Annotated in this window: 11 protein-coding genes; 8 read left to right on the forward strand and 3 right to left on the reverse strand. The window is 61.7% G+C overall.

What is annotated here, in order from left to right:
• Positions 1–25: 25 nt before the first annotated feature.
• From J3P77_RS17615 to edd, 3 genes are all read right to left on the reverse strand, one after another.
• Positions 26–763, reverse strand: a complete 738-nt coding sequence (locus J3P77_RS17615) for a response regulator (protein ID WP_434677864.1) — start codon at positions 761–763, stop codon at positions 26–28.
• Positions 764–855: 92 nt separating this feature from the next.
• Positions 856–1,827: a glucokinase gene (locus tag J3P77_RS17620; protein WP_434677865.1), complete on the reverse strand. Its 972-nt coding sequence runs from the start codon at positions 1,825–1,827 to the stop codon at positions 856–858.
• Positions 1,824–3,650 (reverse strand): phosphogluconate dehydratase, encoded by a 1,827-nt coding sequence (gene edd, locus J3P77_RS17625; RefSeq protein ID WP_434677866.1) that lies wholly within the window; start codon positions 3,648–3,650, stop codon positions 1,824–1,826. Before edd ends, J3P77_RS17620 begins: the two co-directional genes overlap by 4 nt.
• A gap of 218 nt (positions 3,651–3,868) precedes the next feature.
• Here edd and gap point away from each other — a divergent pair, with 218 nt between their 5' ends.
• The 8 genes from gap (at position 3,869) to J3P77_RS17665 (ending at position 12,692) form a co-directional block, all read left to right on the forward strand.
• A complete protein-coding gene (gene gap / locus J3P77_RS17630) occupies positions 3,869–4,870 on the forward strand; it encodes a type I glyceraldehyde-3-phosphate dehydrogenase (RefSeq protein WP_434677867.1) in 1,002 nt (333 codons plus the stop codon).
• 176 nt (positions 4,871–5,046) lie between these two features.
• Positions 5,047–5,565 carry an RNA polymerase sigma factor gene (locus J3P77_RS17635; RefSeq protein WP_434677868.1) on the forward strand — a complete coding sequence of 173 codons (519 nt, stop codon included), beginning with the start codon at positions 5,047–5,049 and terminating at the stop codon, positions 5,563–5,565.
• A gap of 58 nt (positions 5,566–5,623) precedes the next feature.
• Positions 5,624–6,601: a FecR family protein gene (locus J3P77_RS17640; protein WP_434677869.1), complete on the forward strand. Its 978-nt coding sequence runs from the start codon at positions 5,624–5,626 to the stop codon at positions 6,599–6,601.
• A 116-nt stretch (positions 6,602–6,717) separates the two neighbouring features.
• A complete protein-coding gene (locus tag J3P77_RS17645; RefSeq protein ID WP_434677870.1) occupies positions 6,718–9,291 on the forward strand; it encodes a TonB-dependent receptor in 2,574 nt (857 codons plus the stop codon).
• Positions 9,292–9,405: 114 nt separating this feature from the next.
• Entirely contained in the window at positions 9,406–10,014 is a 609-nt protein-coding gene (locus J3P77_RS17650; protein WP_434677871.1) for a biliverdin-producing heme oxygenase, read from the forward strand.
• Between the two features lie 11 nt (positions 10,015–10,025).
• Positions 10,026–10,517 carry a YbaN family protein gene (locus tag J3P77_RS17655; protein ID WP_434682049.1) on the forward strand — a complete coding sequence of 164 codons (492 nt, stop codon included), beginning with the start codon at positions 10,026–10,028 and terminating at the stop codon, positions 10,515–10,517.
• Positions 10,518–10,631: 114 nt separating this feature from the next.
• Positions 10,632–10,988, forward strand: coding sequence for a DUF5064 family protein (locus J3P77_RS17660; RefSeq protein WP_434677872.1), 357 nt, complete (start codon positions 10,632–10,634; stop codon positions 10,986–10,988).
• Between the two features lie 195 nt (positions 10,989–11,183).
• Positions 11,184–12,692, forward strand: a complete 1,509-nt coding sequence (locus J3P77_RS17665) for a sigma-54-dependent transcriptional regulator (RefSeq protein ID WP_434677873.1) — start codon at positions 11,184–11,186, stop codon at positions 12,690–12,692.
• Positions 12,693–12,750: the final 58 nt, after the last annotated feature.

The following is a 12,750-nucleotide window of genomic DNA, read 5'->3' on the forward strand; positions in this document are numbered from 1 at the left end:
ACGCCGCTTGCCCACGGACGCGATGTTAATAGCCGCTGCCCGCTTGCGCGTTGACGTTGGCCGCCAGCAGATAGCCGCTGCCGCGCACGGTGCGAATCAGGCGCGGAGACTTGCCGGTATCGCGCAGCCGTTGTCGCAGCCGACTGACCGCCATATCGACGATGCGCTCCAGCGGCATCAGCTCGCGCCCCCGGGTGGCGTTGCCGATGGTGTCGCGATCGAGGATCTGCTGCGGATTGTCGAGGAACAGTTTGAGCAGCGCAAAGTCGGCGCCCGACAGAATGACTTCTTCGCCATCGTTGTGAAACAGCCGGTGGCTGACCATATCCAGCCGCCATTCATCAAACACCAAGACCTCGCCACCGGAGCGTTCCTGACCGAACTGCGCGCGACGCAACAAGGCCTTGATCCTGGCCTGCAGTTCGCGAGGGCTGAACGGTTTGCCCAGGTAATCGTCAGCGCCCAGTTCCAGTCCGATCACCCGGTCGGCTTCATCGGAACTGGCGGTCAACATGATGATGGGCACGTGAGGCTGACGCGGATGCTGACGCACCCAGCGACATAAACTGAAACCGTCTTCGTCGGGCAGCATGACGTCCAGAATCAACAGGTCGGCGGGTGCCTCGTTGAACGCCTGACGAAATCCGGCACCGTCGCCGACTGTCCGAACCTGAAAACCGGCACGGCTCAGGTAGGTGTCCAGCAACTCGCGAATCTCCTGGTCGTCGTCGACCAGCAAAATCGATTTACTGACTGAACTCAAAATGGATCGTCCTTGTGACGCAATCGTTATTGTTTTTCAACCAGGCTTTCCTGCCAGCCGCGGCCGCCCTGGCTCGCAGTCATCACCAGAGATCAAGGCTCAAGCTGCGGACCGAATACCTGCTGCAGCGCCACGCCCGCGCCCATCAGGCCCGGATATTCGGCGGTAACCAGCCAGACCGGCAAGCCCTGGAAATAATCGCTCATGACGCCCTTTTCACCAAGGGCCCGCTTGAAGCCGCTGGCCATGAAGAAATCGATGAAGCGTGGCACCACGCCGCCGACAATATACACGCCGCCGAGGCCGCCCACGGTCAGAACCTGATTGCCGACCACTCGGCCCAGGAACACGCAGAACTGCTCCAGCACGGCGGCCGCGACTGGCTCACCCGCCAATGCGGCGGTGGTGATGGCGGCTGGCGATTTGTGAATCGGCTCGACGTCATCCAGCGCGCAACTGGCCTGATACAGATTCAACAGTCCCGCACCGCTGAGCACGGTTTCGGCGCTGACATGCTCGTGCTCGGCCATCAGACGCGCCCAGAGCAGCGCTTCGCGGGCGCTGCCGATGGGCAGGTCGACGTGTCCGCCTTCGCCGGGCAATGCCATCCAGTGACCGTCGCCGGTATTGATCAGGGTGCCGACGCCCAGACCGGTGCCCGGCCCGACCACGGCACGTGGACGCTCCGGCCTGCCGACGCCGTGACAGACGGTCAGGTACTCGTCGTCGCGCAAACGGGTCATGCCCAGCGCCATGGCGGTGAAGTCATTGATCAGCAGCAGATGTTCGACCTTCAAGGTCGCGCAGAACGCCTTGCGGCTCAATTCCCAATGGCTGTTGGTGAATTGAAAATGATCACCGTCCACCGGACCGGCTACCGCCAGGCAGACATGACCGATATCACCGCGTCGCAATTCGAGATCCTGCATGTAGATCTCGATGGCCTGCTCCGGCCCGCTGTAATCGATGGTCGGAAATACCCGCACGGAGTGCAGCTTGTTGTCTTCCCAAATGGCAAACCGCGCATTGGTGCCGCCTATATCTCCGACCAGGGCCAACTTCACTTGAGCTTCTCCAGACTTGAGGTAAATGCGCTTGCGCCCTGCTCCGCTGAGCTGAAGGCCATACGCATGAACCCGAACAATTCCCGTCCGCAGCCTACCCCGTTGTCGAGGTGGCCGACGGCCGGTTCCCTGGATGCCAATTCTGACGCTTCGACCAGAACTTGCAACGTGCCTTTTACGCCGTCGACGCGAATCACGTCACCATCCTGAACAAGCGCCAGCGGTCCGCCATCGAAAGCTTCGGGGCAGACGTGGATCGCCGCCGGGATTTTCCCGGACGCGCCGGACATGCGCCCGTCGGTGACCAGTGCGACCTTGAAGCCACGATCCTGCAATACGCCAAGGAACGGCGTCATCTTGTGCAGTTCGGGCATGCCGTTGGAGCGCGGGCCCTGAAAGCGCATGACCGCTACAAAGTCGCGCTCCAGCTCGCCTGCCTTGAACGCATCGGCGAGGTCCTGCTGATCGTGGAAAACCCTGGCCGGCGCTTCGACAATCTGATGTTCCGGCGCCACGGCCGAGACCTTCATAACGCCACGGCCGAGGTTGCCTTCCATGACCCGCAGGCCGCCTTCAGCCGAGAACGGACGGGAAATCGGGCGCAGTATGTCTTCGTCCAGGCTCTTGGTCGGGCCGTCGCGCCACACCAGTTTGCCGTCTTCAAGGAAGGGTTCGCGGGTGTAGCGGCTCAGGCCATGGCCCACCACGGTATTGACGTTTTCATGCAGCAACCCGGCGCTGAGCAGTTCACGAATCAGGAAGGCCATGCCGCCCGCTGCCTGGAAGTGGTTGATATCTGCCTTGCCGTTTGGATAGACGTGAGTAAGGGTCGGCACCACTTCAGACAGATCGGCCATGTCCTGCCAGGTCAGCTGAATGCCGGCAGCCTGGGCGATGGCTGGCATGTGCAGCGTGTGGTTGGTGGAGCCGCCGGTGGCATGCAGCGCCACGATGGAATTGACCAGCGAACGCTCGTCGACAATCTCACCGATGGGCATGAAGTTGCCGCTCTGAGTCGTCAGACGCGTCACCTGATGAGCAGCCTCTACCGTCAGCGCGTCACGCAGCGGTGTGTACGGATTCACGAATGAAGCGCCGGGCAGGTGCAGGCCCATCACTTCCATCAGCAACTGGTTGGTGTTCGCCGTACCGTAAAAGGTGCAGGTGCCAGGGCTGTGGTAGGACTTCATTTCCGAGTCCAGCAGCTCCTCGCGGGTCGCCTTGCCTTCGGCATAGCGTTGGCGAACGTCGGCTTTTTCCTTGTTGGACAGCCCGGACACCATCGGTCCGCCGGGCACGAATATCGTCGGCAAGTGGCCGAACCGCAGCGAGCCCATCATCAGGCCCGGCACGATCTTGTCGCAGATGCCGAGCATCAGTGCCGCGTCGAACATGTTGTGCGACAACGCCACGGCGGTGGACATGGCAATCACTTCGCGGCTGGCGATCCCCAGCTCCATGCCCGGCTCGCCCTGAGTAACGCCGTCGCACATTGCAGGCACCCCGCCGGCGAACTGGCCGACCGAGCCAATATCACGCAAGGCCTGTTTGATCTGGGCTGGATAGTGCTCGTAAGGCTGATGCGCCGAGAGCATTTCGTTATACGAGGAAACGATGGCGACGTTGGCGGCGTTCATCAAGCGCAGGCTTTGCTTGTCTTCCGGGCCGCAGGCGGCGACGCCATGAGCGAAGTTGGCGCATTGCAGTTTGCCGCGCACCGGACCTTCGCTGGCGGCGCCGCGAATCAGTTGCAGGTAGCGCTGACGGGTATCGCGGCTGCGGGCGATCAGCCGCTCGGTTACCTCAAGAATGCGGGGATGCATGTGATGAACTCCAGGCTAACGTCTGTGGTCACCCGTTAAGACATCTCCGGTTGACGGTCTCAAGCGATTGCGAACAAAAGCGTGATGTCGGTCAACTGAACAGGCCTTCCAGGCTTCTATTTGTAGATAAACCAAAATACTGCCACTAAAAAGGGTTGTTTTCTATTTTTATGAGCATAATCTTGTAATTCCAACAACAAATTCTGAGGGACGGCTGTATGACTCTTCGTATTGCAATCAATGGTTTTGGCCGTATCGGCCGCAACGTCCTACGCGCACTGTATACCCAAGGCTATCGTCAGGATCTGCAAGTCGTCGCGATCAATGATCTGGGCGACAGTGAAATGAACGCGCATCTGCTGCGATTCGACACTGTACACGGCCCCTTCGGCGGAACAGTCGAATGCGATAGTGAAAGTCTTACCGTCAATGGTGACCGTATTGCGGTCAGCGCGATCCGCAACCCGGCCGAGCTGCCATGGAAGTCCCACAATATCGACGTGGTCTTCGAATGCACCGGCCTGTTCACCAGCCGCGACAAAGCTGCCGCTCACCTGACTGCCGGCGCGCGCAAGGTGATTATCTCGGCCCCGGCCAAAGGTGCCGACGCGACCATCGTCTATGGCGTCAACCACGACACGCTGCGCCAGTCGCACCAGATCATTTCCAGCGCTTCCTGCACCACCAACTGCCTGGCACCGGTCGCTCAAGTGCTGCACCGTGAGCTGGGTATCGAAAACGGCCTGATGACCACGATCCACGCTTACACCAACGACCAGAACCTGATCGACGTGTACCACACCGATCCTTACCGCGCGCGGTCGGCCACTCAGTCGATGATCCCGAGCAAGACGGGCGCTGCTGAAGCGGTCGGTCTGGTACTGCCGGAACTGGCGGGCAAACTGACCGGCATGGCGGTACGAGTGCCGGTAATCAACGTTTCGCTGGTCGACCTGACCGTGACCCTCAAGCGCGAGACCACGGCCGACGAAGTCAACGCGCTGATGAAAGAAGCCAGCCAGCATTCGAAAGTCCTGGGTTACAACGCGTTGCCGCTGGTATCCCATGACTTCAACCACAACCCACTGTCGTCGATCTTCGACGCCAACCACACGAAGGTCAGCGGCAAGCTGCTCAAAGTGCTGTCGTGGTATGACAACGAATGGGCATTTTCCAACCGTATGCTGGACAACTGCCTGGCCCTGCATAACGCACAGTGATTCACAGGTAGTCCGGGCTGCCTGATTCTGCTGCCGCTTCGCGCCAGATCGCAGGCAAGCCAGCTCCTACAGGCTTTGCGTGCGCGCCGCCCGCCCCTGTAGGAGTTTTTTCTGGCTTGACCGGAGAAGCAGATGAGAAGCATTATCATCGGCTTCGTTTCCGGTCGGGCTCCGCCGTGTCGCAATCGCACTTCAATAATGTCTTTCATGCTCAACGCGATGTGTTGCTTCGCACCTTGCAACGCATGGTCGGGAATCACAGCGCCGCCGAGGACCTGCTGCAGGAAACCTGGCTGCGGGTGACTCGCGCATTGACTGAACGGCCCATTGAGCACCTCGAACCATTCGTATACCAGACCGCGCGCAATCTGGCGCTGGACCATCTGCGCGCGCGACGTCTGCACGGTCGGACCATGATCGAGGACGTGCCGGTAGCTCAGCTGGAAAGCGTCGTCGCACAGCTCGGCTCGCCCGAAGACGCCGCCCACGCCAACCGATTGCTGGAAAGCCTCAGCCTCAGTCTGAGCCAGCTGAGCCCGCGCCAGCAGAAGATCTTCACCCTCAACCGGATTCACGGATGCAGCTATCTGGAAATTGCCGAGCAACTGGGCGTCTCGGCCAGCACGGTGCAGAAGGAGCTCAAGCTGATCATGGCGATCTGCGTGGCTGTCGTCAGCAGGCTTGACCCGCCTTGATCGCTGCCGCAGGCTGCGCCCATTCCAGGCTACTCCCGATTCAGGACCACCACGCGCCATGACTTCACACCCGCAACGCCCGCAATCGCCTGCCGCTGATGTCTTGAGCGATCCAGCCATGGATCAGGCGCTGGACTGGTTGGTGACGCTGGAGTTCGCGGATGTGGACGAGCAAGCTCATTTCCAGGCCTGGCACGACGCCTGCCCCGGCAACGCCCGCGCGTTTGCAAAAGCCCAGGCGATCTGGAATTCGCAGACGGTGCACGCAACGGCCATGGTGCTGGATCGACCCGCGCGGCCTTCGGTGCTTCGCCGTTTGCGTCCGCACTGCAAGCCTCTCGCCACCGCTGCGGTGCTGGTGCTCGGGCTGTTCAACTTCAGCAACCTGCCGGTACGCCTTCAAGCAGATCACTTGACCGTCGTCGGCGAGCGGCAACGCCTGCAACTGGAGGACGGCTCCAGCATATTGCTCAACACAAACTCGGCATTTTCCAGCGAATTCGAGGCAGGCCGCCGTCACGCACGCCTGTATCAGGGCGAAGCCTATTTCGACGTGCCCGGCGCAGCCCCGGTCGACACCGGAGCCGCGCTTGAAGTCGAAGCCGGGCCGATCCGCATGCAAGCCAACGGCACCGAGTTTTCCGTGCGGTATCTTGACGGCGTCGCGCAGGTCAACGTGCAACGCGGGGCCGTGGATGTGCGCGCGATCCGTGGCAATGCACAGCTCAGCCTGGCGGCCGGCGAGAGCGTCAAGGTCGGGCCGGCCGGATTCGGGCAGCGGGAAAAGCTCGATGCTGCCAAGGACATGGCATGGGTTCAGGGCCGGCTGATCTTCGTCGATTGTCCGCTTGGCCAGGTGCTGAACGAGCTGCGGCGCTATTACCCCGGGCTGATCATCAACCCCAACAGCACGCTCAACCAAGTGGCGGTCACCGGTAATTACCGGCTCGACGATCCATTGAACGTGGTTCGCTCACTGGCGCAGGTCACGTCCGCCAGCCTGCACGAGTTGCCATCGATGCTGGTCATCAACTGAACGGATTTTTTTACGCGGTAGCCATTCGTCGTTCGTCAAGTCATAGCCAATGCAACTGATTCTCATCAGAAAACAGTTCGCAACTATAACTACAGACACGCCACGGAGCGCTATCCATGTCATCCAGCTTCATCGCCGACCACCCTTACCGTTCGCGTTTCGCACCTTCACTTCTGGCAATCGCCGTGCTGGCCGGACTGGTCCAGGCGCTGCCCGCGCAGGCCGCGCAAGACGGTACGCAGCTGTCCAGACCGGCCGGGACCTATCCGTTTTCGATTCCCCGCCAGCCGCTGGTATCAGCGCTCAATGAGTTCAGCCGGATCACGGGCTGGCAGGTCGGCGTGTCGTCGCAGCTTGTTCAGGGGATCGTGTCGCCCGGCGTAAGTGGCTCGCTGTCGGCGGATCAGGCGCTGGAACAACTGCTCGATGGCAGCCCGTTGAGCTATCGCAACCTGGGCGGCAACAACGTGGTGCTGGAAAAACGCGCCGACGGCGTGCTTGCGTTGAACCAAATCACCGTCAGCGCGACCCGGCAAGCGCAGGATGTATCGACAGTGCCCAACACCGTCAGCGTGCATACCCGCGAAGAATTGGACCGGAGCAACGTCAACAACATCCGCGACCTGGTGCGTTACGAACCGGGTGTGTCGGTAGGCGGTGCCGGGCAGCGCGCCGGGACCACCGGCTACAACATTCGCGGCATCGACGACGACCGTATCCTGACCCAGATCGACGGGGTCGAAGTTCCCGACAGTTTCTTCACCGGCCCCTATGCCCAGACCCACCGCAACTATGTCGACCCGGAAATCGTCAAGCGCGTGGAAATTCTGCGCGGCCCGGCTTCGGCCCTGTACGGCAGCAGTGCGATCGGCGGCGTGGTCAGCTATTACACACTGGACCAGGAAGACATCATCAAGCCGGGCAAAGATGTGGGTGCGCGTCTGAAAACCGGCTACAGCTCGGCGGACGACAGCTGGCTGACCTCGGCCACGGTCGCAGGTCGTCATGAAGATTTCGACGCGCTCCTGCACCTCAGCCAACGCAACGGCCATGAAACCGAATCCTATGGCAGCACCGGCGGCACCGGTCTGAATCGTACCGAAGCCAATCCTGAAGACGTGCGCAGCGCCAACCTGCTGGCCAAGCTCGGCTGGAACTACGCTGACGGTGCCCGCCTGGGCCTGACGTACGAAAAGTACAAGGATGATCGCGACACCGACCAGCAGAGCGCTGTCGGCGGTCCGTTCGCCGGCGGCAGCGGGATCGGCATGTACCAGGCGCGCGTCGGCAACGACACCATCACCCGGGAGCGCTTCGGTCTGGAAAACAGCTTTGCGCTCGACAGCCTGCTGGCTGACAACGTCAAGCTGAGCCTGAACTACCAGACAGCCAAGACCGATCAGAGCACCCAGGAACGTTACTTCCCGTTCTCCCGTGACGTGATTCGCGAGCGCGAAACGGTCTATCGGGAAAAGCAATGGATCCTCGATGCCCAGCTGGACAAGAGTTTTTCCCTCGCCAGCACCGATCACGTGCTGACCTATGGCACGACGGTAAAGCAGCAGAAAGTCACCGGGCTGCGCACCGGCAGCGCCACCTGCGCAAGGGTGTTCGGCTCGTGCCGCGCGCTCGGCGCGGACAGCCCCGCAGACCGGCTGGTGCCGACCAGTGACTTCCCGGACCCGACCATCACCAGCTACGCGCTGTTCGCCCAGGACCAGATCAGCTGGAACGACTGGACCTTCCTGCCGGGCGTGCGTTATGACCACACGCGTCTCAATCCGAAGATCACGCCGGAATTTCTCAGATCTGTGGGGTTGACCAGTCCGGATCAAGCCAGTGACGAGAACAAGACCTGGCATCGTGTTTCGCCCAAATTCGGCCTGACCTACGCGCTCAGCGATCAATACACCTGGTACGGCCAGTACGCCGAAGGTTTCCGCACGCCGTCGGCCAAGGCGCTGTATGGCCGCTTCGAAAACCTCAGCGCCGGCTACGTGGTGGAACCCAACCCGGATCTAGAACCGGAAAAGAGCAAAAGCTACGAGACTGGCCTGCGGGGCCGCTTCGACGCCGGCTCGTTCGATCTGGCGGTGTTCTACAACAAGTACCGAGACTTCATCGACGAGGATGCCATCACGCCCGGCTACGATCTGCCGACGTTCCGGTCGTCCAACATTCGCCACGCCACCATCAAGGGCGCGGAGTTCAAGGGCCGCCTGAACCTCGACAGCTTCGGCGCGCCACAAGGGCTCTATACCCAGGCTTCCATCGCTTACCTGCACGGCCGCAACAACGACACGGGCAAGCCGCTCAACAGCGTCAACCCGCTGACCGGCGTATTCGGCCTGGGCTACGAACGCGATGCCTACGGCGGCTTGCTGAGCTTGACGCTGGTCAAGGCCAAATCAGGCGTGGACGACCTGAATTTCCATACCCCCGATGGCACTAGCAGCCAATTCAAGACATCCGGGTTCGGCCTTATGGACCTGACCGGCTACTACAAACTCACCGACGATCTGACGCTCAACGCGGGCGTGTACAACCTGACCGATCGCAAGTACTGGCTGTGGGACGACGTTCGTGGCTACGACGGAGTGGGTGAAGCGGGCGTGACCTCTCCGGCGAACCTGGATCGCCTGACGCAGCCGGGCCGCAACTTCAGCGTCAACCTGGTGTGGGACATCTGATCGCAGCACCTTGCGCTCACGTCGTCTGCCGTTGCGGGCGACGTGATTTTTACGCATCACCCAGCCGCCAAACGTCTATTCAACAACCCCCTGATCATTTGCAAGGAAGACCGGATGACCACTGACAACCTTCATCACGTCCTGCGCTCGCAACGCCTGAACCAGATCACCCATGCGCCCCATGACCGGCTCGACAAGGCGGTCAAGGCTCATGCGCCTTTCGAAACCCTGACCAGCTACTCGCGCTTTCTGATCGCCCAGTATCTGTTCCAGGCCGAGTTGCAGGGCCTGTACAACGACCCGGAGCTGATCCGTCTTGTTCCCGATCTGGCCTTGCGGTGCCGGGCCGAGCAGGCCGCGGCGGACCTTGCCGACTTGGGCGTCGCGTTGCCAGCGCCGCTCGCCGAAGCCCTGCGCGCACCGAGCCAGGCCGAAGCGCTCGGCTGGCTGTTCGTGTCCGAAGGCTCGAAGCTCGGCGCGGCGTTTCTGATCAAGCGCGCTGTGGCGCTGGACTTGAGTGAAACCTTTGGCGCGCGCCATCTGGGCGAGCCCGCGGGCGGGCGCGCCGCAGGCTGGAAAGCTTTTGTCAGGACGCTCGATACCCTGTCCTTGAGCGTCGAGCAGGAAGCGCAACTGGACCAAGGCGCGGTCGCTGCGTTCGAGCGATTCAACCTGTTGCTGGAACACGCCTATGCCACCGCACCCGAGGTGGAAGTCGCGTGAACAAAACGCCGATGGTCCGCCGGGCTCATCGCGCCATCACCGCTCGACGCCAGCCGGCAGACCGCCTAAGCTGGCCGGGCTCTGTAAATCTGCCTGTAGTGACCATGACGTATAAACCGCCCGGTTCCAGACTCTCCCGCTTCCTGTTCGGCATCCTTGCCTACGTCAGCCTCGGTATCGGCATCGCTGCGATCTTCATTCCAGGGCTGCCGACCACCGAGTTCATTCTGCTCGCGGCCTGGGCGGCGACCCGCAGTTCACCACGGCTCAACGCCTGGCTGGAGCACCATTGGGTGTTCGGCCCCATCCTCCATAACTGGCGCAACGGGCGGCTGGTGGCCCGGCGCGCCAAGATCAGCGCGACGGTCAGCATGCTGGTCTGCGCCATCGTCATGCTTGGTCTGCTCGACCACGCCTGGTGGCTGTATCTGGCCATCGCCGGCATGGCGCTGGGCAATCTGTGGATCTGGTCGCGGCCCGAGCCGGTACGCGAACTGAGCTGAATCATCGGCACGTTGTCGCGGCGCGGCTACTCTGTGCACAGAGCAGATGCTGAACCGGCGGCTTGCCGGCAGTGTCTACCCGAGCACATTCCCCGTCCCGATGGAGCGAAATCCATGTTCGAGCCTGGCCACCTGCACCTTACCCACGCCGCGCTGCAGCAGTCGGACGTCACCTACGACATTCATATCCGTTACGAAGTGATCGAAGACCCCAAGGAAGGCAAGAGCATGGGCTTTACCATGGAGGGCGATATCAACGGCAAGGCGTTCAGCGAGCAGTTTCAGTTGCCGCGTGACCTGGCCTTCAACTTCGCCCACGACGCCAGCCGCATCGGCATCAAGCATGGTCTGCCCAACGCCGACAGCCTGCCGCTTGCCCGTGATCCAGATTACGACCGGATGTTCGAAGATGTGCGCGACCAGCTCGATGCCAAGTCCGGCGAGCCAGTGAAGCCCGAGCATCTGGAATAGCATGAGGGCTTGTGGAAGCGGACTTGTCCGCGAAGAGGCTCGTACAGCCGCAGCATGTGTTTCGCCTGTACCTGTACCTTTGCGCACAAGCGGAACGCCGCCCGGTCCGCTCCAACAGGCAAGTCGGCTTCTACAAAATCGCGCTTCCGCAAGGCATACTGGCCACCCTCTTGCGCCAGGAACCCGTAGCCTCTCATGCGTATCCACGTCACGTTCATCGACCGCGTCGGCATCACCCAGGAAGTGCTGGCGATTCTGGGCGGGCGGAATCTGAATCTGGACGCCGTGGAAATGGTGCCGCCCAACGTGTACATCGACGCACCGACCTTGAGCCACCAGATGCTCGAAGAGCTCAAGGACGCGCTGTTTCGGGTGCGAGGCGTCGAGGCGATCACCGTGGTCGACATCCTCCCCGGCCAGCGCCGCCACTTGCAGCTGGACGCTCTGCTCGCCGCGATGACCGATCCGGTGCTGGCGCTGGACAGCGCCGGCCACGTGCTGCTCGCCAACCCGGCATTCATCTCCCTGATCGGACGCGAGCTTGCCGGTGAGCCGATCGGCGAGCTATTCGCCGATCCTAGCCTGCAGGCCGAACTGCTGGAACATGGCTTCCGCCTGCCGCTGCGCGAGATCACCCTTAATGGCGAAGCGCTGCTGCTGGACGCAACACCCATCACCGAAGCCGGCGCGCTGATCACGCTGTACCTGCCCAGCCGGATCGGCGAACGTCTCTCGGCTCTGCACCATGACCATGCCGAAGGTTTCGATGCACTGCTGGGTGACTCACCGGCCATCCGCACGCTCAAGGCCCGCGCGCAACGGGTCGCGGCGCTGGATGCGCCGCTGCTCATCCAGGGTGAAACCGGCACCGGCAAAGAACTGGTTGCCCGGGCCTGTCACGCCAGCAGCGCTCGCCACGGCGAACCGTTTCTGGCCCTGAACTGTGCCGCACTGCCGGAAAATCTCGCCGAAAGCGAACTGTTCGGCTACGCGCCAGGCGCCTTTACCGGGGCGCAGCGCGGAGGGAAACCCGGTCTGATGGAGCTCGCCAATCAGGGGACGGTATTTCTCGACGAAATCGGCGAGATGTCACCGTACCTGCAAGCCAAGCTGCTGCGCTTTCTCAACGACGGCAGCTTTCGGCGAGTAGGCGGGGATCGGGAAGTGAAGGTCAACGTTCGTATCCTCAGCGCGACGCATCGCAATCTGGAAAAGATGGTCAGCGAAGGCACCTTTCGTGAAGATCTTTTCTACCGACTCAATGTGCTCAACCTGGAAGTGCCGCCCTTGCGCGAACGCGGCCAGGACATCCTGCTGCTGGCCCGCTACTTCATGGAACAGGCCTGCGCGCAGATCCAGCGACCGGTCTGTCGTCTGGCCTCAGCCACCTACCCCGCATTGCTGAGCAACCGCTGGCCGGGCAATGTGCGCCAGCTTCAGAACGTGATCTTCCGCGCCGCCGCCATCAGCGAAAGCAACCTGGTGGATATCGGTGATCTGGATATCGCCGGCACCGCTGTGGCCCGTCAGCACGACGGCGAAGTCGGCAGCCTGGAGCAGGCGGTCGAGGCCTTCGAAAGGGATCTGCTGGAAAAACTCTACCGTCAGCACCCTTCCACTCGCCAACTGGCCGCCCGTCTCAACACCTCCCATACCGCAATAGCCCATCGCCTGCGCAAGTACGGAATCCCTTCCCAACTCTAAACGCACAGTGGCGTAACGAATTCAACACACCGTAACGATTTCATTCCACTCTCTCTCC

Source organism: Pseudomonas sp. R1-18, assembly GCF_051132095.1.
Taxonomy (GTDB): domain Bacteria; phylum Pseudomonadota; class Gammaproteobacteria; order Pseudomonadales; family Pseudomonadaceae; genus Aquipseudomonas.

Coding starts and splice junctions, on each gene's coding strand:
- J3P77_RS17645 (WP_434677870.1), top strand. CDS start 6,718: ATGTCATCCAGCTTCATCGCCGACCACCCTTACCGTTCGCGTTTCGCA.
- J3P77_RS17640 (WP_434677869.1), top strand. CDS start 5,624: ATGACTTCACACCCGCAACGCCCGCAATCGCCTGCCGCTGATGTCTTG.
- J3P77_RS17665 (WP_434677873.1), top strand. CDS start 11,184: ATGCGTATCCACGTCACGTTCATCGACCGCGTCGGCATCACCCAGGAA.
- J3P77_RS17655 (WP_434682049.1), top strand. CDS start 10,026: ATGGTCCGCCGGGCTCATCGCGCCATCACCGCTCGACGCCAGCCGGCA.
- J3P77_RS17660 (WP_434677872.1), top strand. CDS start 10,632: ATGTTCGAGCCTGGCCACCTGCACCTTACCCACGCCGCGCTGCAGCAG.
- gap (WP_434677867.1), top strand. CDS start 3,869: ATGACTCTTCGTATTGCAATCAATGGTTTTGGCCGTATCGGCCGCAAC.
- J3P77_RS17650 (WP_434677871.1), top strand. CDS start 9,406: ATGACCACTGACAACCTTCATCACGTCCTGCGCTCGCAACGCCTGAAC.
- edd (WP_434677866.1), bottom strand. CDS start 3,650: ATGCATCCCCGCATTCTTGAGGTAACCGAGCGGCTGATCGCCCGCAGC.